General features: G+C 58.7%; 18 protein-coding genes and 4 tRNA genes. 10 read left to right on the forward strand and 12 right to left on the reverse strand.

Annotated elements, in window-relative coordinates; genetic code table 11:
* The first annotated feature begins 272 nt into the window (after positions 1 to 272).
* Positions 273 to 950 (forward strand): HAD family hydrolase, encoded by a 678-nt coding sequence (locus GGD46_RS04465; RefSeq protein WP_184702138.1) that lies wholly within the window; start codon positions 273 to 275, stop codon positions 948 to 950.
* An 18-nt stretch (positions 951 to 968) separates the two neighbouring features.
* Here GGD46_RS04465 and sthA read toward each other — a convergent pair whose 3' ends face one another.
* From sthA to GGD46_RS04495, 6 genes are all read right to left on the reverse strand, one after another.
* Positions 969 to 2,375, reverse strand: a complete 1,407-nt coding sequence (sthA, locus tag GGD46_RS04470) for a Si-specific NAD(P)(+) transhydrogenase (RefSeq protein WP_184702140.1) — start codon at positions 2,373 to 2,375, stop codon at positions 969 to 971.
* Positions 2,376 to 2,482: 107 nt separating this feature from the next.
* Positions 2,483 to 3,079 (reverse strand): dual specificity protein phosphatase family protein, encoded by a 597-nt coding sequence (locus tag GGD46_RS04475; RefSeq protein WP_184702141.1) that lies wholly within the window; start codon positions 3,077 to 3,079, stop codon positions 2,483 to 2,485.
* Between the two features lie 233 nt (positions 3,080 to 3,312).
* Positions 3,313 to 4,131 (reverse strand): RadC family protein, encoded by an 819-nt coding sequence (gene radC / locus GGD46_RS04480; protein WP_184702144.1) that lies wholly within the window; start codon positions 4,129 to 4,131, stop codon positions 3,313 to 3,315.
* Positions 4,132 to 4,134: 3 nt separating this feature from the next.
* Complete coding sequence (gene map, locus GGD46_RS04485; protein ID WP_184702146.1) at positions 4,135 to 4,971, reverse strand: type I methionyl aminopeptidase; 837 nt, start codon at positions 4,969 to 4,971, stop codon at positions 4,135 to 4,137.
* A 2-nt stretch (positions 4,972 to 4,973) separates the two neighbouring features.
* Positions 4,974 to 5,723: a DNA/RNA nuclease SfsA gene (gene sfsA, locus GGD46_RS04490; protein ID WP_184702148.1), complete on the reverse strand. Its 750-nt coding sequence runs from the start codon at positions 5,721 to 5,723 to the stop codon at positions 4,974 to 4,976.
* A gap of 15 nt (positions 5,724 to 5,738) precedes the next feature.
* Positions 5,739 to 7,586 (reverse strand): alpha/beta hydrolase, encoded by a 1,848-nt coding sequence (locus GGD46_RS04495; RefSeq protein WP_184702150.1) that lies wholly within the window; start codon positions 7,584 to 7,586, stop codon positions 5,739 to 5,741.
* A 159-nt stretch (positions 7,587 to 7,745) separates the two neighbouring features.
* On the opposite strand from GGD46_RS04495, the gene GGD46_RS04500 reads away from it, so the two are divergent.
* The 6 genes from GGD46_RS04500 to GGD46_RS33730 all read left to right on the forward strand — a co-directional run bounded on the left by GGD46_RS04500 (position 7,746) and on the right by GGD46_RS33730 (position 14,008).
* Entirely contained in the window at positions 7,746 to 8,198 is a 453-nt protein-coding gene (locus GGD46_RS04500) for a hypothetical protein (protein WP_184702152.1), read from the forward strand.
* A 224-nt stretch (positions 8,199 to 8,422) separates the two neighbouring features.
* The gene (locus GGD46_RS04505) at positions 8,423 to 9,643 is read left to right on the forward strand and encodes an LL-diaminopimelate aminotransferase (protein WP_184702154.1); all 1,221 of its coding nucleotides are present in this window, start codon (positions 8,423 to 8,425) and stop codon (positions 9,641 to 9,643) included.
* A 58-nt stretch (positions 9,644 to 9,701) separates the two neighbouring features.
* Entirely contained in the window at positions 9,702 to 11,021 is a 1,320-nt protein-coding gene (locus GGD46_RS04510; RefSeq protein WP_184702156.1) for a homoserine dehydrogenase, read from the forward strand.
* Between the two features lie 49 nt (positions 11,022 to 11,070).
* Complete coding sequence (recJ, locus tag GGD46_RS04515) at positions 11,071 to 12,876, forward strand: single-stranded-DNA-specific exonuclease RecJ (RefSeq protein ID WP_210325436.1); 1,806 nt, start codon at positions 11,071 to 11,073, stop codon at positions 12,874 to 12,876.
* A 330-nt stretch (positions 12,877 to 13,206) separates the two neighbouring features.
* Complete coding sequence (locus GGD46_RS33725) at positions 13,207 to 13,590, forward strand: hypothetical protein (RefSeq protein WP_246806195.1); 384 nt, start codon at positions 13,207 to 13,209, stop codon at positions 13,588 to 13,590.
* A 43-nt stretch (positions 13,591 to 13,633) separates the two neighbouring features.
* Positions 13,634 to 14,008, forward strand: a complete 375-nt coding sequence (locus GGD46_RS33730; RefSeq protein WP_246806196.1) for a phosphodiester glycosidase family protein — start codon at positions 13,634 to 13,636, stop codon at positions 14,006 to 14,008.
* Positions 14,009 to 14,048: 40 nt separating this feature from the next.
* Here GGD46_RS33730 and GGD46_RS04525 read toward each other — a convergent pair.
* The 5 genes from GGD46_RS04525 to GGD46_RS04545 all read right to left on the reverse strand — a co-directional run bounded on the left by GGD46_RS04525 (position 14,049) and on the right by GGD46_RS04545 (position 16,100).
* A tRNA-Glu gene (locus GGD46_RS04525) sits at positions 14,049 to 14,123 on the reverse strand.
* A gap of 129 nt (positions 14,124 to 14,252) precedes the next feature.
* Positions 14,253 to 14,327: transfer RNA gene (locus GGD46_RS04530), tRNA-Glu, on the reverse strand.
* An 82-nt stretch (positions 14,328 to 14,409) separates the two neighbouring features.
* Positions 14,410 to 14,484, reverse strand: a tRNA-Glu gene (locus GGD46_RS04535).
* Between the two features lie 173 nt (positions 14,485 to 14,657).
* The gene (locus GGD46_RS04540) at positions 14,658 to 15,455 is read right to left on the reverse strand and encodes a hypothetical protein (RefSeq protein WP_184702158.1); all 798 of its coding nucleotides are present in this window, start codon (positions 15,453 to 15,455) and stop codon (positions 14,658 to 14,660) included.
* A 204-nt stretch (positions 15,456 to 15,659) separates the two neighbouring features.
* Positions 15,660 to 16,100, reverse strand: coding sequence for a VOC family protein (locus GGD46_RS04545; protein WP_184702160.1), 441 nt, complete (start codon positions 16,098 to 16,100; stop codon positions 15,660 to 15,662).
* 198 nt (positions 16,101 to 16,298) lie between these two features.
* On the opposite strand from GGD46_RS04545, the gene GGD46_RS04550 reads away from it, so the two are divergent.
* From GGD46_RS04550 to GGD46_RS04560, 3 genes are all read left to right on the forward strand, one after another.
* A complete protein-coding gene (locus tag GGD46_RS04550) occupies positions 16,299 to 16,877 on the forward strand; it encodes a cold-shock protein (protein ID WP_184702162.1) in 579 nt (192 codons plus the stop codon).
* A gap of 1 nt (position 16,878) precedes the next feature.
* Positions 16,879 to 17,391: a DUF192 domain-containing protein gene (locus GGD46_RS04555; RefSeq protein WP_184702164.1), complete on the forward strand. Its 513-nt coding sequence runs from the start codon at positions 16,879 to 16,881 to the stop codon at positions 17,389 to 17,391.
* 164 nt (positions 17,392 to 17,555) lie between these two features.
* A tRNA-Pro gene (locus GGD46_RS04560) sits at positions 17,556 to 17,632 on the forward strand.
* A 218-nt stretch (positions 17,633 to 17,850) separates the two neighbouring features.
* On the opposite strand, the gene GGD46_RS34390 is transcribed toward GGD46_RS04560, so the two are convergent.
* Positions 17,851 to 18,429, reverse strand: a complete 579-nt coding sequence (locus tag GGD46_RS34390; RefSeq protein ID WP_184702166.1) for an N-acetyltransferase — start codon at positions 18,427 to 18,429, stop codon at positions 17,851 to 17,853.
* Positions 18,430 to 18,597 lie beyond the last annotated feature (168 nt).

Consider the following 18,597-nt stretch of genomic DNA (forward strand, 5'->3'; position numbering starts at 1 on the left):
TATCCGCGATTGGGGCTGTAGTGCCTGTTGCGGTGGCGGCTGGAAGATCGACTCTCCTTTGAGGCACTGCCTGCAGCGCAGATCGTCATCGGATACGATGGACAATTCTTGCCTGCGTTATCGGTCCTCCATCTCGAAGCGCGGCACGATAGAGCAATTCCAGGAAAAGTGCGCAGCGCTTTTCCGTCCAGAATTGCTTGCAACAAGGGGATAGAGTTTTTTGCGGTTCGAAGAAAAGCGGAAAGGCCCCAAGATTATGAAGGAGGTCGAATTTGATTGAAGCCGCGATGTTCGATCTGGATGAAACCCTCATCGACCGCCGCGCCGCGCTGATGGCATTCCTGCCGGATCAGTTTAAGCGACTGGGGGACCAATTAAAGGGCGTCACTTTTCAGAATTTTCAGGACACGTTCTTTGCCTTGGAGAAGCACGGGTTCCTCGACAAACAGAAACTTTACCCGCGATTGGCGGCAGCGCTTGGCCTGGGGAGCGATTGTGAAACTCTCTTGCTTTCCGATTTTCAGAGGCGATACCCGCAATTCGCGAGACTGTCGTTTGGCGCCCTCGAAGCGCTCATTGCGTTGCGGCGGCATGGCTTGAAGACAGCCATTATCAGCAACGGCCACACAAACGTTCAAGCTGCAAAAATCGAGATCACCGGGCTTCGGAATGTGGTCGATCTCGTTGTCATTTCGGAGGATATCGGTTTGCGAAAACCGGACCCGCGAATTTTTCAGCTAGCGGCCGAACGTCTGGACGTAGTCCCGGCACACTGCATTTTTGTCGGCGACAATCCAGAGGCGGATGTCGGGGGCGCAGTATCAGCGGGAATGACAGGCGTGTTTTATGGCGCCGGCTCATCTTGGCCGGACGCGCTGCCATCCCCGAAATACCGCATCGACACTTTCGCCGAAGTCCTCCCCCTGATTGAAACCCTGCATGGAGCTTAACGTAAGCTTCATGGGTGCTCAAAGCTCCGACTTGATGTCGCCCATGCGGTTCCACGCGTCGAGGCCAGCAATCTTGTAGGCTTCAGCGAGGGTCGGGTAGTTGAAGGTGTTCTCGACGAAATATTCGACGGTGCCTTTGAGGTTCAGCACAGCCTGGCCGATATGGACGAGCTCGGTGGCACCTTCGCCGACGATATGGACGCCGAGCAGGCGGCGTGTCTTCAGCGAGAAGATCATCTTCAGGAGGCCGGTGTCGAGGCCCATGATATGGCCACGCGAGGTCTCGCGGAATCGGGCGATGCCGCACTCATAGGGGATGTGCCGTTCCTTGACTTCTTCCTCGGAAAGGCCGCAGGTGGAAATCTCCGGCACGGCATAGATGCCGTAGGGGAAGTACTTCGGCGGCTCCTTGGCGATCGCGCCGACGGCGACGCGGGCGGCGATACGGCCTTGTTCCATGGACGTCGAGGCAAGGCTCGGGAAGCCGACGACATCGCCGGCGGCGAAGATGTGCGGAACCTTGGTGGCAAAGGTTTCCGGATTGACGCTCAGGCGGCCACGACTGTCAGCTTCGAGCCCGGCGGCTTCGAGGTTGAGCGTATCGGTCGCGCCCATCCGCCCGGCGGCGAACAGAACCATGTCCGTCGTAATGTGGCGTCCGTTGTCGAGCGTCAGCTCCACTTTGCCGTTCGGCAAGCGCTCCACTTTTTCGGCTTTCTGTCCCAACAGCAGCTTCATGTTGCGGTCGCGCAGCTGGTAGATGAAATCCTCGACAATCTCCTTGTCGATGAAGTCGAGCATGGTGGATTTCGGATCGAGCAGCGTCACCTGCGTATCGAGCGCGCTGAAGATGGTCGCATATTCGATGCCGATGACGCCGGCGCCGATGACGACCATCGACCGGGGCAATTCCTCGATCTCCAGCAGCTCGTCGCTATCGAGCACCGTCTTGTTGTCGAAGGGCATGTAGTCGGGACGAAACGGCTTTGTGCCGACTGCGAGCAGAATACTGGCGGCGGATACGGTCACCACCTCGCCATCATCCTTGACGATCTGCATGGTCTGGGGATCGACGAAGCTCGCCTTGCCGCGAATGTGCTGAACCCGATTGCGTGCAAACTGATGCTCGAGCACCTCGACTTCATGGTCGAGGGTAATGAGCAGGCGACGGCGCAGGTCCTCGGCGCTGATCTCCTGTTTGACGCGATAGGCGCGTCCATAGAAGCCGCGTTCGCGCCAGCCGGAGAGGTTGAGTGCGGTTTCACGCAATGTCTTTGAAGGAATGGTGCCGGTATGGACCGATACGCCGCCGACGCGCTTGCCTTGCTCGACGACGAGCACCTTCTTGCCGAGTTTGGCGGCCTGAATGGCGCCTCTGCGGCCGGCAGGGCCGCTACCCACGACTAGGAGATCGAATTGGTCCATCGGGAAGCCTCGGATGATTGAATAGGGAATCAATGTCGCAACGCAACATGCTCCGTCAACCGGTAGCTGCTCAATGTTACAGAATATCTAACGCAAACTTCGCGTCTTCAGGAGGCCGAAAGCCGAAGCCAGGGTTCCAGCTTCTCGAAGGTGCGATCCATCGCATAGGCGCGCAGAAAGGAGAGCGAGATGTGCCCGTAGACGATCGACATCTGATGCTCCGCAGTCGCTTCGTCGACCTTGGCGATGGCGGCGAGATAAAGTGCGGAGGCAAGTCCGGTACGATCCGAGCCCGCCTGACAGTGAATGAGAATAGGCTTCGGCGCGTCGCGCATGATGGCGACCAGTTGCTCCGCCTGTTCCTGCGTCAACTCGCGGGCCGACGACATGCGGAAGTCGATATGGTTGATATCGAGCTGCTTGGCTTCGGCAACCTCGTTGTCGTACCAATGATGGCCGCTATTGTCGCCGCGCAGATTGATGATGGTCTTAATGCCATACTGCTTCTGAAATTGCGCTATCGTCGCCGCAGAGGGCTGCGAAGAACGATAGACTTGGCCTTCAATGACGGGGTGGAGGTTGGTCGTCCAGACCATGTGAGCATAGAAGCCGCCAGCGGTCGCCGCGAACCCTCCGACGAGAACAGCCGCAACGCGCGCCGCACGACGGAGATAACCGGTAAACGTTGGTGATGTCTTCTGCATGTGATCTCCGGATCGGCCGAACTCTCAAACGAATAGGCCAAATCAAAACAATGGCTTCCGCCGGCGGACACGCCGGTTTAGGCCTATTATTTCTTCTGCCAGATCATCCTGACGCCGAACTGAAAAACGGCCGAAGCAATGAAACGAGTCGCTTCTATTCGCGGATGTGGAATATTTAAGTTAAGAATATTAAATTATATTAATGTTTTATTGCGCTGCTTTGATGCGATACTTCAAATAAGTCGCAATGCGCGGAAGCTGACGTGTCCGTTCTTGCCGATGATAATATGATCGTGAACGGTAATGCCCAGAGGCTTGGCCGTGTCGATGATCGTCTTGGTCATCTCTATATCGGCCCGCGAGGGAGTAGGGTCCCCCGATGGATGGTTGTGGACGAGGATCACGGCCGAAGCGGAGAGCTCAAGCGCACGTTTGACGACTTCGCGAGGATAGACCGGCGTGTGATCGATCGTGCCGAAACCCTGAATTTCGTCCGCGATCAGGGCATTCCTCTTGTCGAGGAAGAGCAGTCGGAATTGTTCTCGCGCTTCGTGCGCCATAGCGGTGTGACAGTAGTCGATCAGCGCTTTCCATGAGGACAGCACCGGCTTGCCCGCCAGTTCGCTCTTCAGCATGCGCTGCGCCACGCTCGCCATCAGCTTCAGATCGAGCGCAACGGCGTCGCCGACACCCTTGACCTCGGTCAGCAGATTGACGGGAGCGCCGAACACTCCGCCGAGCGTGCCGAAGCGGGCAAGCAGAGCTTTTGCGATCGGCTTGGTGTCACGGCGCGGGATCAGCCGGAAAAGCAGCAGTTCCAGAATTTCATAGTCGGCAAGCGCCGCATCGCCGCCATCGCGATAGCGGTTTCGCAGCCGTTCGCGATGGCCGTGATAGTCGGCCTCGGCCTTGGCAGGCGCAAGCTTCGCCGCTTTTGTCGGGAAGAACAATCGCTCGTCGAAAAGAGGAGCCTCTTCCAAAGCCTCCGCAGTCCCACCGCCATCTAGGGGCATGTCTCCATGTCCAGTGGAAAGAGCGGGACGCTTCGCCATGAATTATCCCTGCAACGGCGGCAGGCCGGGGCGATCGAGACCGCCGGGCGATAGAGTAAAGATCTCGCAGCCCGTCGCGGTCACGCCGACCGTGTGTTCATATTGAGCCGAGAGCGAACGATCCCGCGTAACGGCGGTCCAGCCATCACCCAGCACCTTCACATGCGGCTTGCCGAGATTGATCATCGGCTCGATGGTGAAGATCATGCCTTCGCGCAGCTCCGGTCCGTCGCTGGCGCGGCCGTAATGCAGGATGTTCGGCGAGTCATGGAAAAGGCTGCCGACGCCATGGCCGCAGAAGTCGCGAACGACCGAGCATCGCTCACCCTCGGCATAGACTTGGATTGCTTCGCCGATTGCGCCGGTGCGGGCACCGGGATGTACGGCGGCAATGCCGCGCATCAGGGATTCGTAGGTAACTTCGAGAAGTCGCTCGGCCGAGCGCTTGATCTCGCCGACCGGATACATGCGGCTGGAATCGCCATGCCAGCCCTCGAGCACGTAGGTTACGTCGATATTGACGATATCGCCTTCGCGCAGCGGCTTGTCGTTGGGAATGCCATGACAGACGACATGGTTGATCGACGTGCAGGAGGATTTCATGTAGCCGCGATAGTTCAGCGTCGCCGGATAGGCGCCATGATCCATGCCGAATTCGAAGACGAAGCGATCGATGGTGTCGGTTGGCACGCCGGGTCCGACGATGGCGGCGAGTTCATCGAGGCAACGGGCGGTCAGCTGGCATGCCTTGCGCATCCCGGCAAACGCGTCCTGTCCGTAGATGCGGATAGCGCCCGTGTTTTTTGCCGGCGCCGTTGCCGCTTCGATGTAGTTCACCATGGTTAGCCTTTAGCTGAGATCTTTGTACTGGTATCTAATGCAGCTATGCCGGGTTCGTCTATCGGGATCAACCCGGCAGGCGCTAATTCTGTCGGCGAAACCCTGCATTTCAGTGCGTACACCTCCACGCCACGCGTCAACGCACGATCGAAGGCTCTCGCATAGACGGGATCGAGATCGCCGCAGATCCGGAAGCGATTGCAATCATGCCGCTGGATCACGAAGAGCATGATGGCGCGGTGGCCTGCCTCCACCATATCGCCCAGCTCCTCCAGGTGCTTGGCGCCCCGGGCTGTCGCTGTATCGGGAAATTCGGCGAGCCCTTGTTGTCGCATGAAATGTACGTTTTTCACCTCGACATAGGTGGTTGTCCGCAGAGGGTCGGTCAAGAGCAGGTCGATCCGTGAGTTGCGGCCATAATTCTGCTCACGCCTGACCGTCATATATTCGCCGAGGTCTGAGACTTGCCCGAGAGCAATTGCCTCGGCGGCGATCCGGTTCGGCATGGCGGTATTGACCCCGACCGTCGTCCCGCCTGCCTCGATCAGCTCGAAGACATGCCGATATTTGCGCTTGGCGCCATCGTGCTCGGAGAGCCAGATGCGCGAGCCGGGGGCAGTGAGCCCCAGCATGGAGCCGGTGTTCGGGCACGAGCCGGTGATGAAGGTTCCGTCCTCCAGCTCTGCATCGAAGAGGAAGCGCTTGTAGCGCGCGATCAATCGGGCGGGAACGAGGGGCGAATTGAACAACATGTGCGGATCGTCCGGTTAGGCCCGTTCCATGACATAGCTGCCGGGTGCTTCCTCAAGCGCGTTGAGCGCATGGCCACCGGGTTGCCGTGCCGGAGCCATGCGATGATCCTGGGAGAGGATCCAGGCATGCCAATGCGTCCACCACGAGCCGGGCGTTTCTTTGGCACTCTCCAGCCAGCGCTCGTATTCGCCTTTCACCGGGCCGCCGGTCCAGAACTGATATTTGTGCTTGTCCGGCGGGTTGACGACACCGGCAATATGGCCCGACCCCGTCAGCACGAATTGCACCGGACCACCGAAGCATTGGCTGCCGACGAAGACAGATTTGGCGGGAGCGATATGGTCTTCGCGCGTTGCCAGATTATAGACCGGAATGCGCACATCCTTCAGCGACAATGTCTTGCCGTCGAGCACCATCTTGCCTTGGCTCAAGCTATTGTTGAGATAGCAATTACGCAAATAAAACGAGTGGTTGGCGGCGGCCATTCGAGTGGAATCTGCGTTCCAGAACAGAAGATCGAAGGGCAAGGGATCCTGACCCTTCAGATAGCTGTTGATGAAATAGGGCCATATGAGCTCGGAGGCGCGCAGCATATTGAAGGCCGTCGCCATCTTCGAGCCTTCCAGATAGCCGACGACATTCATCTGCTGTTCGAGCGACGCGATTTGTTCCTCGTCGACAAAAACCTTGAGGTCGCCGGCAAAGGTGAAGTCGACTTGCGTGGTCAGGAAGGTCACGGTGCGGATGCGCTTGTTCTTTTCCTTGGCGTGCAGGGCGAGCGTCGCCGCCAAGAGCGTGCCGCCGACGCAATAGCCCACGGCATTGACCTCCTGTTCGCCGGTTGCTTTCTCGACGGTCTCTAGCGCGAAATCGATGCCCTCGCGCGCATAGGAGGTCCAGTCCTTGGCCGCATGCCGTTGATCGGGATTGACCCACGAGATGACAAAGACGGTGTGACCTTGCGCCACACACCATTTTACAAAGGATTTCTGCGGGTTAAGGTCCAGAATGTAGAATTTGTTGATCCATGGCGGGCAGATCAGCAACGGCCGCTTCAGAACCTTGTCCGTTGCTGGCTGGTATTGGATGATCTGGCAGACATCGCTTTGCGCGATCACCTTGCCTGGGGTCAGTGCCATGTCGCGTCCGACGGCGAATTTGGTCATATCAGTCTGGCGCAGCCGCAAATCCCCGCGACCCAGATTGATGTCCTCAGCGAGCATCTTCATGCCACGCACGAGGTTTTCGGCGTTGGAGGCGACGGTTTCCCTGTAGAGCTGCGGGTTGGTCGCAACGAAATTGGTCGGCGAAAAGGCGGACGTAATCTGCTTTGTGTAGAACGCTGCCTTGTGACGCGTGTGTTCGTCCAGTCCCTCCGCATCGCCGACCAGCTTCTCAGCCCAGCCCGCGGTCAGGAGATAGGTTTGCTTTAAAAAGTCGAAGAAGGGGTTCTTTTGCCAGTCGTCGTCGGCAAAGCGCTTGTCCTTGACCGGTTCGGCTTCTGATGTCGCGGACGAATCGCCGCTGAGGCGCTGCATGGTTTTTGTCCACAGGCCGAAATAGCCCGAGAGCAGGTAGGTTTGCGCTTCCAGCGTTCGCCGCGGATCGGAAAGCCAGTATTCGCCGACCTTGGAGAGAGTTTTGACCATGTCGGTAATCGGATCGGCAACGGTGTCGACCTTCTCGCCGCGTTCGCGCGGCGCAAGCCACGCGGATGCTGCTTTTCCGAGGTTTTCCAGGGCGCGCGCGAAGTTGACAGCCATCGCCTCGGGATCTCTGACGATGTAAGGCTCGACTGACTTTGGATCGAAACCCGCAAAGCCGCCATTTCCTTCATTCTTATCCCGCTTGCTGTCGGTCACGCATCATCCTCCCGGCGGCAGCTGTGTCTTGTTTTCCATTTGTACATCTTGCGGGAAAAGGAATACAAGTCGAATGAAACGCAAGCCTGCTCTTGCTTTGCCGCTGCGACAAATTTAACAGTCTCAGCCCACGGCAAGGAATTGGGCAGGACGACAATTATGGGCGGCGGCATGGTGGCAAGACTGAACCGGTATTCCGTACTCTGCGGAGCGATGTGCGGAATTCTCGCGTTGACGCTCGCGGGCTGCTCGACGCCTGAAGAAAAGGCGGCATACGCCAAGCGCAAGCAACCGCCGCAGGCGGTTATTGTGAAGCCCGCAAAGGGCAGTCCCGTCAACGATGTGAGCACGCAGCAATTCTATAAGGACGGCTATCCTTCCTTTAACGCACCGCCGACCGCCGCCAATGTGCAGATCAACGATCAGCAGGCGGGCGACATGGTTAAGCAGATGACAGCGCTGGGTGCGCAGCGCAAGGCCGGCACGATCTCGGAGGCCGAGTATCAGAAGCGCGTCGCCGCGATGCGCAAGCTTGCCGCCGAACATGGCCAGGATACGCTGCAGGAAATTCAGAAAGAGGGCAGCAGCCAGCCGGGCCAGACGCAGAATTAGCCTTGCGTTTCAGGCGATTTCGACGCAAAGCGTTCGGACAGGCCGAGTTTGGATGCGTCTTTATCGGTTAAGTGCACTTTGCGTGCGCAGCCGCCCAAGATTCACCGTATCTTTCGAGAAGACATTGGTTGCGGCGCCGCGAGTTCCAAGTTCGTATCGTGGCTGTCCGGGAGAGCAACGAACTTAAGTGCGGTTTTGAGGGCCGCTGTCCCATGGGGAAAGAAATGGAAGAGTTTCATAAAGTCCGGCGTTTGCCGCCCTACGTTTTCGAACAGGTCAACCGTTTGAAAGCCAGCGCGCGAGCGGGCGGGGCGGACATTATCGATCTCGGCATGGGCAATCCAGACCTTCCTACCCCCAAGGCCATCGTCGATAAACTGTGCGAAGTGGTCCAGGACCCGCGTACGCATCGCTATTCCTCCTCCAAGGGCATTCCGGGCCTTCGCCGGGCCCAGGCGGCTTATTACGCCCGTCGATTTGGCGTGAAGCTCAATCCTGATACGCAGGTGGTCGCCACCCTAGGCTCCAAGGAAGGCTTCGCCAATATGGCGCAGGCAATCACGGCGCCGGGCGATGTCATTCTCTGCCCGAACCCGACCTATCCGATCCATGCTTTCGGTTTCCTGATGGCCGGCGGCGTGATCCGTTCGATACCGGTCGAGCCGGATGACAGCTTCTTCCCGCCGCTCGAGCGCGCCGTGCGTCACTCGATCCCGAAGCCGCTTGCGCTCATCCTGAACTATCCGTCGAACCCGACGGCCTATGTGGCGACGCTCGATTTCTACAAGGAAGTCGTGGCCTTCGCGAAGAAGCACGACATCATCGTGTTGTCGGATCTCGCCTATTCCGAGATCTATTTCGACGACATGCCGCCGCCGTCGGTGCTGGAGGTTCCAGGTGCCATTGACGTCGCCGTTGAGTTCACTTCGATGTCGAAGACTTTCTCCATGCCCGGCTGGCGTATGGGTTTTGCCGTCGGCAACGAACGGCTGATCGCGGCCCTGACGCGCGTGAAGTCCTACCTCGACTACGGCGCCTTCACCCCGATCCAGGTGGCGGCGACGCATGCGCTCAACGGCGACGGCTCCGACATCGCGGAAGTGCGCAACATCTACAAGCGCCGCCGCGACATTCTGGTTGAGAGCTTCGGTAAGGCCGGCTTCGACGTGCCGCCGCCGGCTGCAACCATGTTCGCCTGGGCGAAGATCCCGGAAAAGTTCCGTCATCTCGGTTCGCTGGAGTTTTCCAAGCTGCTGGTCGAAAAAGCCGATATCGCGGTTGCACCGGGCATCGGCTTTGGCGAGCAGGGCGACGATTATGTCCGCATCGCGCTCGTTGAAAACGAGCACCGCATTCGGCAGGCAGCGCGCAATCTCAAGCGCTTCCTCTCCGCTGCGGATGAAACGATGCACAATGTGATTTCGCTGAACGCCCATCGTTCGTAATGTTCTGTGGCAGCCGTCTCGGCGGCTGCCGCCCCAATATACTGATCAGGAATTTTCCATGGCAGATGCCCTCAAAATCGGCATTGCGGGCTTGGGTACCGTCGGTGCCTCGCTCGTCCGCATCATCCAGAGTCGCGCTAAAGAGCTTGCCGCTACCTGCGGTCGCCCCGTCAAGATCGTCGCAGTCACGGCGCGCGACCGTACTAAGGATCGCGGCATCGACCTTACTGATATCGAGTGGTTCGGCGGTCCGGTGGATCTAGCCCAGAAGGCTGATATCGATGTGTTCGTCGAGCTGATCGGCGGCTCCGAGGGTGCTGCCAATGCAGCTGTGCGGGCAGCGCTTGCGCGTGGTCTGCATGTCGTCACAGCCAACAAGGCGCTGCTTGCCTATCATGGCGTCGAACTGGCTGAGATTGCCGAAGAAAAGGGCGCGCTGCTGAATTTCGAAGCGGCGGTCGCAGGCGGCATTCCCGTCATCAAGGCCCTGCGCGAATCCCTGACGGGCAATACGATTTCGCGCGTTTACGGCATCATGAACGGCACCTGCAACTACATCCTGACCCGGATGGAGAAGGAGGGCCTGTCCTTCGCAGATTGCCTCAAGGAAGCGCAGCGCCTCGGCTATGCCGAAGCGGATCCCGCTTTCGATATCGAAGGCAACGATACCGCCCATAAGCTGGCCATCCTGACAACGCTCGCTTTCGGCAACCGCATCGCGGCTGACGACATCTATCTCGAGGGCATTACCAACGTCTCCATCGAGGACATCCGTGCGGCCGCCGACCTCGGCTACCGTATCAAGCTGCTCGGCGTCGCCCAGCGCACGGAAACCGGCATCGAACAGCGCGTGCATCCGACCATGGTACCGCTCGATTCGGTCATCGCCCAGGTTGATGGCGTCACCAACGCCGTAGCGATCGAATCCGATATTCTCGGCGAATTGCTGATGGTTGGCCCGGGTGCGGGCGGCAACGCCACCGCATCGTCCGTGCTGGGTGATATCGCCGATATCGCCAAGAGTCGCCCGGGCGAGCAGCGCGTGCCGGTGCTTGGCCATCCGGCCAAGGCGCTCGAGCCCTATCGTAAGGCGCAAATGCAGAGCCATGAAGGTGGCTACTTCATTCGCCTGACGGTCCTCGACCGCACCGGCGTCTTCGCAAGCGTCGCGACCCGCATGGCGGAAAATCACATCTCGCTCGAATCGATCGTCCAGCGGTCGACGCAGCACCTGTCGCCCTCGGCGCATCAGACGATCATCCTCGTCACCCACGCGACGACGGAAGATTCGGTTCGCAAGGCTGTCGCGGCCATCAAGACCGAGGGCTACCTGGTGGGCGAGCCGCAGGTCATCCGCATCGAGCGGCCGAAGGAATAGGCTGACCGGCGGCGTCCGCGGACGCTGCCGTCCTCATGATTTGGGAGAGATGGTGGAGCAACCGGTCGATCCAGTTCAGCGTGCCTTTCTGGGCGTCGAGCATTCCGTTTCCGGCAATCGCTGGGTTTCCCGTCTCGATCAGGCTGGTCAGAACAGGGCGCTTGCGATCGCGCAGGTGCACGGCCTGCCGGAACTGATTGCCCGCGTGCTTGCCGGACGTGGCGTCGGCATCGATGAGGCTATGGCCTTCCTCGATCCGACGATCCGCAGTCTGATGCCGGATCCCTATTTGCTGACCGATTGCGAGAAAGCGGCACAGCGCCTTCTGCGCGCGATCAAGGCGGGTGAGACTGTTGCGATCTTCGGCGACTACGACGTCGACGGAGCGGCCTCCTCGGCGCTGCTTTATCGTTTCCTGACCCATTTCGGCGTCCCTGCGAGCATCTACATCCCGGACCGCATTTTCGAAGGTTACGGCCCCAATCCCAATGCCATCAATCAGCTCATCGACAATGGCGCGAAGCTGATCGTGACCGTCGATTGCGGCTCCACGAGCTTCGAAGCGCTCGAGGCGGCGAGGGCGCGAGACATCGACGTCGTGGTCATCGATCACCATCAGGTCGGGCACGAACTGCCGCCATGCCAGGCATTGGTCAACCCGAACCGCGAGGACGATCTATCCGGGCAAGGGCATCTCTGCGCCGCAGGCGTCGTCTTTCTCGTTCTGGTCGCGGCCTTGAAGCAGCTGCGAGAGGCGGGTGATTCCCGCGTGCGTTCGATCGATCTGCTTGCCTGGCTCGATATCGTCGCGCTCGCGACCGTCTGTGACGTCGTGCCGCTCAAGGGGCTCAACCGCGCCTATGTCGTCAAGGGCCTGATTGCGGCCCGGCATCAGGGCAATCCCGGTCTTGCGGCTCTCTTCCGCAAGGCGGGGCTCGGTGGTCCGGTGACGCCGTATCATTTCGGCTTCCTGATCGGCCCGCGCATCAATGCCGGCGGCCGAATCGGCGATGCAGCGCTTGGAGCGCGCCTGCTGACGCTGGACGACACAGGCGAAGCCGAGACGATCGCCGGCAAGCTCGATGAACTCAATCGCGAGCGCCAGGCCATGGAGGCCGCGATGCTGCAGGAGGCGGAGGCTGAGGCACTGGCGGAATACGGCAATGGCGACGGCGCCTCGGTTATCATCACGGCGCGGGAAAACTGGCACCCCGGCATCGTCGGCTTGATCGCGTCGCGGCTGAAGGACAAGTTTCGCCGCCCGGCCTTTGCCATCGCCTTTGATGCGATGGGCAAGGGCACAGGCTCCGGTCGTTCGATCAGCGGCTTCGATATGGGGCGCATGGTTCGCGCTGCCGTGGACGCCGGTCTGCTGGTCAAAGGTGGCGGCCATGCGATGGCAGCCGGCCTGACGGTGGAACGAAGCAATCTCGGAAAACTGCGCGGCTTCTTCACGGAAAAGGCCGAGAAGCAGGTGGCAGGCCTGGTGGCGAATGAAACACTGAAGATCGACGGCGCAATCGGTGCAAGCGGCGCGACCGTGGAGCTGATAGATCGCCTCGAAACCGCCGGTCCCTACGGCTCCGGCCATCCGCAGCCTATTTTCGCTCTGCCGAGCCATCGGCTGCGCGATTCCCGCCTTGTCGGCCAATCGCACATCAAGATCACCCTGGAAGCGCAGGATGGCGGCCGCGTCGATGGCATCGCATTCCGCGCTGCAGAGACGCCGCTCGGCCAGCTTCTGATGTCGTCCCGCGGCGCTCAGATCCATGTCGCAGGCACGCTCGGTGCCGATCACTGGCAGGGAAGCCGCCGCGTGCAACTCCGCGTCACGGATGCTGCCAAGGCTCCCTGAGCGACCATTAGAACAGGCCAAGCGATGAGCTTCGGCGATAGCAATGAACTATCGTCTCGCAGCATTCGATAGCTGCGTCCAACTATTGCCATCTCTGCCGAAAAACTCGTTCAAATCACGCAGCGCTGCGATCGATGATCTTGGATGGTACCGATGTCCTTCAGACTTAGGTTTTTGGTGGCAGTTCTTGTTTTGGTGTCGCTCACGACAGCGGGAGCTGCCGGTTGGCTATGGGCGCGCAATGGCGCTTACGGCTTGAACACTTTTTTGCGGCGTGGCGGCACCTACTGAATTTCAGTCAAGCCTGACGATTCGCGCCTGTCACCCTCCATGCGGCTGGCGCTCCGCGATCCGCAGCCGGTGGCGCAACCAGGCCCTCTTGCGTGGCAGCAGCCTCGGAAAGGCTTCGAGGTTGCTGAACTGCCCGTCATGGTGAACGGGAGTGAAACTGATCGCATCTTGCCGAACCGCATAGATCCCGCGCTGTATCGTTTCGTAGCGAGAAATGCGCCGGACGGAGACAGAGGTATCGATGAATGGGAGCGCGTATTGCCGGAAGCGCTCCTCATTGTTAACGGCAGCTACTACGACCTCAAGGGGAGGCCGGATACGCCGATCATAAGCAATGGTATCGCCATGGGGCCGGCGACATATGATGCAGAGGCCGGCGCTTTTTTATCGCAGGCGATGGATTCGCCGATATCAGGGATCTGATCCGTCAGGATTGGCAAGCAGCGTTCACGGCGCGGCAAATGCCATGGTCTCCTATCCTTTGCTGATCGGCTCCGATGGACAGACCCACGTTAACGCCAAAAGCCGTTGGCTGGCCAATCGCACCTTCGTCGGTAAAGATGGTGCGGGCCGCATCATTGTCGGGACCACAAAGGAAGCTTTCTTTCCGCTCGCAGCATTGGCAGAGTTTTTAAAAAGCTCCCCTCTGGATCTGAAGATCGCGCTTAACTTCGATGGCGGGCCGATTGCCTGCCAACGCGTCCGTTTGCCGGGATTCCAGAGAAAGTTTTACGCGCGTTGGGAAGCGCAGGTCCATGGCAATGACGTTCAGCTTCTGAGGTGGCCGATATCAAGCGCTACGTGGTCTATGCCGATGGTTTTGACCGTCGAACCGAAGTAGCGCGCAGCTTTGAAACTTCTCGATAATTTGGGAGAAACAGTGGCACGCCCTAGGGGAGTCGAACCCCTCTTTACAGAATGAAAATCTGTCGTCCTAACCGATAGACGAAGGGCGCGTGCTGTGGCGCCCTTATAGTCAGCACCTTTCATTCCCGCAAGCGGAAAATCGAGAAAAATCCCAGAAAAATCCATGGCTAGAGAAAGATTTTTCGAGGCATTGTGGAAAACTTCGAAGCATCGGGATCTGGTACGCCCTAGGGGAGTCGAACCCCTCTTTACAGAATGAGAATCTGTCGTCCTAACCGATAGACGAAGGGCGCGTGGCGCATAAGCAAGATAAGAATAGCCTATTCGCTTTGCAAGCAATGTCTTAAATGATTTGGTTCGGGAAGGAAACAACAGTGGCACGCCCTAGGGGAGTCGAACCCCTCTTTACAGAATGAAAATCTGTCGTCCTAACCGATAGACGAAGGGCGCGTGCAGCTGTTGTGTGGCGCGCTTATAGCGAGGTGATTTCATTCCTGCAAGCGGCAATTTTGCTTTTTTGTGGAAAAAATGACAGATGGATGAAATTGCCGCCGGCGATGAATAAGTGAGACTTAACAGGGCCTTGCTGGCGGCACCGCAGATTTCTTGCAAAGCCGGGCTCTTTATTCCTCAGGAGCACCCTTTGCAGGTTCCACCAGCAGCTTGCCGTTCTGGGGTTGGTTTTTCGAAGCCACGAACTGCGCCAGGATCGCTGCCTGCTTGCTGTTCAGTTCACGGACATTCGGGTTTGGCGTGGCCGAGACTCCCGATGCCGTGACCTGCGCAACCGGCTGTGACGAATTTGCCGTGGGGGCTGTTGCGTTGCGAATGACGGGGGGCGGCAGCACATCCGCGGAGGTGAGGCCGTTTACAGCGGCACGTTCGGGCGATTGCTGCGCCACGGGCTGCACCATGGTGGGGGGCGTGCTGTAGACGCTACGCATCATCGGTGTGATCGCTTGCCCACCGTCAGGCTGATTCTTGGCGAGCGTTCCGTCCGGATTGGCGGCGATCGGCGCCGGCGCGGCAAAGATGCTGCTTCTGCTCGCGTTGACACCCGTCGGCTGCGTCACCAGTCCGGCAATGCCGGTCTGCGCATCGGTGGGAGGCGCCGCAGGGGCAGGGTAGAACGCCTGATTCTGCTGGGTGACGATCTGCTGACGCGTGTTGGCGACGCTATGAACCAACGGGTCACGATAGGCAAGGTCGCCCTTGCGACGCCGGGCATCGGCCTTGTCGTTCATGTCGGCGGCGAGCTGCTCGGCTGCTGTCGGCTGAGCTGCAGGTTCTGCCGCGGCCGCAGCTGTTTCCTTCGGCGTCTTGCCCGTTGTGGCGCAGCCGGTGATCATCACAAATGACGCGATGACGGCAATAGTACTTGCGAGCTTTTTCCCGCCGTATAAAATCTGTTGATCGCCCATAGGACATTCCCCGCAAAAAGGTTTGCATCGGAACGGCCTCTGGCGAGGGACGGCGATATCGCACGCGCTCACTGGGAACGATAACCGTGCCATATCCGATGCATGATGCTTCGAGTCGTCCAAGCATGCCGGAGGATGGGCATGGGCGGCAAGCGCGAAACGGATAGTCCCGCGCGTGCCGTAAGCCTCGCGAAAGTTTCCGTCTTACCAGGCGCCGGTGTTGGGCATGGAGGCCCATGGCTCGGCAGAAGGAAGGTTGGCGCCCTTTTGCAGGATTTCGATGGAGATGCCGTCCGGAGAGCGCACGAACGCCATGTGACCATCGCGCGGCGGACGGTTGATTGTGATGCCGTTGTCCATCAGATTCTGGCAGGTCGCATAGATATCGTCGACCTCATAGGCGAGGTGACCGAAGTTGCGTCCGCCGGTATATTCCTCCGGATCCCAGTTGTAGGTCAGTTCCAGGCTGGGCGCGCCGTTGCTTCGAGACGAGTCGGCATCTTCGCTGGCGGCAAGGAAGACGAGTGTGAAGCGACCCTTCTCGTTTTCGTAGCGGCGGGTTTCGACAAGCCCGAACAAGGTGCTATAAAAGTGCAACGAGGCGTCGAGATCGGTGACGCGAACCATCGTATGGAGATAACGCATTCTATTTCCTCTCTTTAATGTGGAGCTGGCCAGATCTTCGGACAAAGCACCAGCTTCGCGCAAGTCTTGGAGCGATAATCTTAGGGTGGGAATAACCGAAAACTAGGACTTGCGCTTTTCCGTTACCAAGATGTTAATCTTGATATCAGGGAATCAGTTAACCGTAACAGTGTGACGCGTAATCGAGGGCTGGCTAAGATGGGTGACAGAATTTCATCGAAGGGAATTGTCGACTTCGAAGAGATGTCGGGTGATGCCGTCGAGCTCATCGAAATCTCGGGCGTCGTTAAATGGTTCGATGTCGCCAAGGGCTTCGGTTTCATTGTGCCTGACAACGGCATGCAGGATGTACTACTGCACGTGACCTGCCTGCGTCGCGATGGCTATCAGACAATCCTCGAAGGCACGCGCATCGTTGCCCTGATCCAGCGTCGCGAGCGCGGTTATCAGGCCTTCAAGATTCTCTCCATGGATCAGTCCACAGCTGTGCATCCCTCGCAGATGCCGCCGGTGCGCACGCATGTGCAGGTCACCGCGACGAGCGGCCTGGAGCGCGCACTGGTGAAGTGGTTCAACCGCACCAAGGGCTTCGGCTTCCTGACGCGGGGCGAGGGCACCGAGGATATCTTCGTGCATATGGAAACATTGCGCCGTTTCGGCTTGGCCGAGCTGAGGCCGGGGCAGGTGGTGCTCGTGCGCTTCGGACCCGGCGAAAAGGGGCTTATGGCTGCGGAGATCCATCCGGATGCGCCAAGCCCGGCAACGCGGCCTCACTGACATGAAAAGAGATTTGGTTCTCAAGGTTTTAAAAAGCGCCGTTTTGGCGCTTTTTATTGTTGGAGCGGGTGCCTCCGCTTCGTTTGCCGCACAAACGACAGAACAGCAGTCGGTGAAGTTCGAATCAGAGCCGTTGTCGATCGTGTCCGCCAAGGGCGGCATGCATAAGTTCACGGTGGAACTGGCCGCGACGCCGCCGCAGCTGGAATACGGACTGATGTACCGCGACAGGATGCCGGCCGATCACGGTATGCTGTTCGATTTCGGCACGTCGCGTCCTGTGATGATGTGGATGAAGAACACCAAGCTGTCGCTCGACATGCTGTTCCTGGATCAGAAGGGGGTCGTCACGCATATCCAGGAAAACGCTGTGCCCTATTCGGAAGCGATCATTAGTTCTAACGGGCCAGTTGCCTATGTCATCGAGCTGAACGGCGGTATCGTCAAGAAGCTCGGCCTTGCCATCGGCGACAAGGTGACGAATGCCACCATTTCCGCGAAGGCCGCCAAATAGATTTTCACCGGGGAAGATTTCCCCAGCATGATTTTAGCTGTTGCAGCGAGCGGATGAACCGTGTATCTCCCCACTCGTTCCGCCAGACAGCTATCTGGCGGTGCAAAGCAGAGACATGAAGCCATTTGCCGAAAAGCGATGTTCTGGCGATCATGTCGACGGTACGGAGTGTAGCGCAGTCTGGTAGCGCATCTGGTTTGGGACCAGAGGGTCGGGAGTTCGAATCTCTCCACTCCGACCATTTAAATAGCTGATCCGTTTCCCATAAAATCAGGTTTGTGAGCAGCAAGTCTATCGGTGCGTGCCGAATCATGTCGGCTTTGGCGCCCTTTGATATTTCCTCGTTGCGCTTCTGCTGCTTTCGGACTCTCCGCACAGGCCCCAATGTCACGCATCTCTGCAGGAGATTGCTCTTGTCGCACACGATGTTTGCCAGCCATTTCATGCCCGCATCAGCGGCTACCGTGCAAGGACCCAATATTCTCGTCCGGTTACCTTTTCGAAGCGTCGGATCTCGTCATTGAAGCCCAGCCGGCGATAGAAGGGCAGACCGAGCGGATTGAACGTCTCTAGAAAGCACGCCGCGCCTTGGCCGTCAGCTCGGTTCAACGTCATTTCGACGAGACGTTGCGCCAATCTCTGCCCTCGCGCTTGCGGCCTTACGCCTAGAATCGACAGATACCATCCGTCGAAAACTTGCTGAGGGACTTGATCGGCCATCGAGTCCGAAATCCGGAGATAATTGTCAAATCCCCGGGCTCCCAACAGCTTGGCAAGCCCTTGCCGGCGTGTAGCGACGTGGATTTCAATATCGCTGCTGCTCGCCTCACAGGTATGCCAGAGGGCCGCGCCATCGGTGCCGCCATATTGTACCTCGCCGATTGCCCGCGCTTCGGTGATTGCAAGATCGAAGTATTTGGCGAGAACGGCTTGCCTTCCTTCTTCGTCGGCACCGGATTCGATCGTTATCGCACGATAGAACGGGTCGTCGAGCAAGGCCTCGACGAGGGACGAGCAAACGAGCGAAATCTGGTTCACAAGCAGCTCCGGGAATGAAGGGTGGATGTGTTTGGGCGCTTCCGTTTGTTTGGAGAGCCTAACGCTGTCATCTTAGAGCGTTTCATGTTTTGACGGAAGCGTAGCCTGCGTTTGAGAAGTAGTTGGCGCACTCTTCTGGCTTGATGGTGTTGGCGAGTATGCCCAGAT

The organism is Martinezella lusitana (assembly GCF_014207095.1).
GTDB classification, from domain to species: Bacteria; Pseudomonadota; Alphaproteobacteria; order Rhizobiales; family Rhizobiaceae; genus Rhizobium; species Rhizobium lusitanum_B.

Excerpts from the sequence above, each read along its gene's own strand:
- sthA (WP_184702140.1), bottom strand. The coding sequence starts at position 2,375 with ATGGACCAATTCGATCTCCTAGTCGTGGGTAGCGGCCCTGCCGGCCGC.
- GGD46_RS04475 (WP_184702141.1), bottom strand. The coding sequence starts at position 3,079 with ATGCAGAAGACATCACCAACGTTTACCGGTTATCTCCGTCGTGCGGCG.
- radC (WP_184702144.1), bottom strand. The coding sequence starts at position 4,131 with ATGGCGAAGCGTCCCGCTCTTTCCACTGGACATGGAGACATGCCCCTA.
- map (WP_184702146.1), bottom strand. The coding sequence starts at position 4,971 with ATGGTGAACTACATCGAAGCGGCAACGGCGCCGGCAAAAAACACGGGC.
- sfsA (WP_184702148.1), bottom strand. The coding sequence starts at position 5,723 with ATGTTGTTCAATTCGCCCCTCGTTCCCGCCCGATTGATCGCGCGCTAC.
- GGD46_RS04500 (WP_184702152.1), top strand. The coding sequence starts at position 7,746 with ATGGGCGGCGGCATGGTGGCAAGACTGAACCGGTATTCCGTACTCTGC.
- GGD46_RS04505 (WP_184702154.1), top strand. The coding sequence starts at position 8,423 with ATGGAAGAGTTTCATAAAGTCCGGCGTTTGCCGCCCTACGTTTTCGAA.
- GGD46_RS04510 (WP_184702156.1), top strand. The coding sequence starts at position 9,702 with ATGGCAGATGCCCTCAAAATCGGCATTGCGGGCTTGGGTACCGTCGGT.
- recJ (WP_210325436.1), top strand. The coding sequence starts at position 11,071 with ATGGTGGAGCAACCGGTCGATCCAGTTCAGCGTGCCTTTCTGGGCGTC.
- GGD46_RS33725 (WP_246806195.1), top strand. The coding sequence starts at position 13,207 with ATGCGGCTGGCGCTCCGCGATCCGCAGCCGGTGGCGCAACCAGGCCCT.
- GGD46_RS33730 (WP_246806196.1), top strand. The coding sequence starts at position 13,634 with ATGGTCTCCTATCCTTTGCTGATCGGCTCCGATGGACAGACCCACGTT.
- GGD46_RS04540 (WP_184702158.1), bottom strand. The coding sequence starts at position 15,455 with ATGGGCGATCAACAGATTTTATACGGCGGGAAAAAGCTCGCAAGTACT.
- GGD46_RS04545 (WP_184702160.1), bottom strand. The coding sequence starts at position 16,100 with ATGCGTTATCTCCATACGATGGTTCGCGTCACCGATCTCGACGCCTCG.
- GGD46_RS04550 (WP_184702162.1), top strand. The coding sequence starts at position 16,299 with ATGGGTGACAGAATTTCATCGAAGGGAATTGTCGACTTCGAAGAGATG.
- GGD46_RS04555 (WP_184702164.1), top strand. The coding sequence starts at position 16,879 with ATGAAAAGAGATTTGGTTCTCAAGGTTTTAAAAAGCGCCGTTTTGGCG.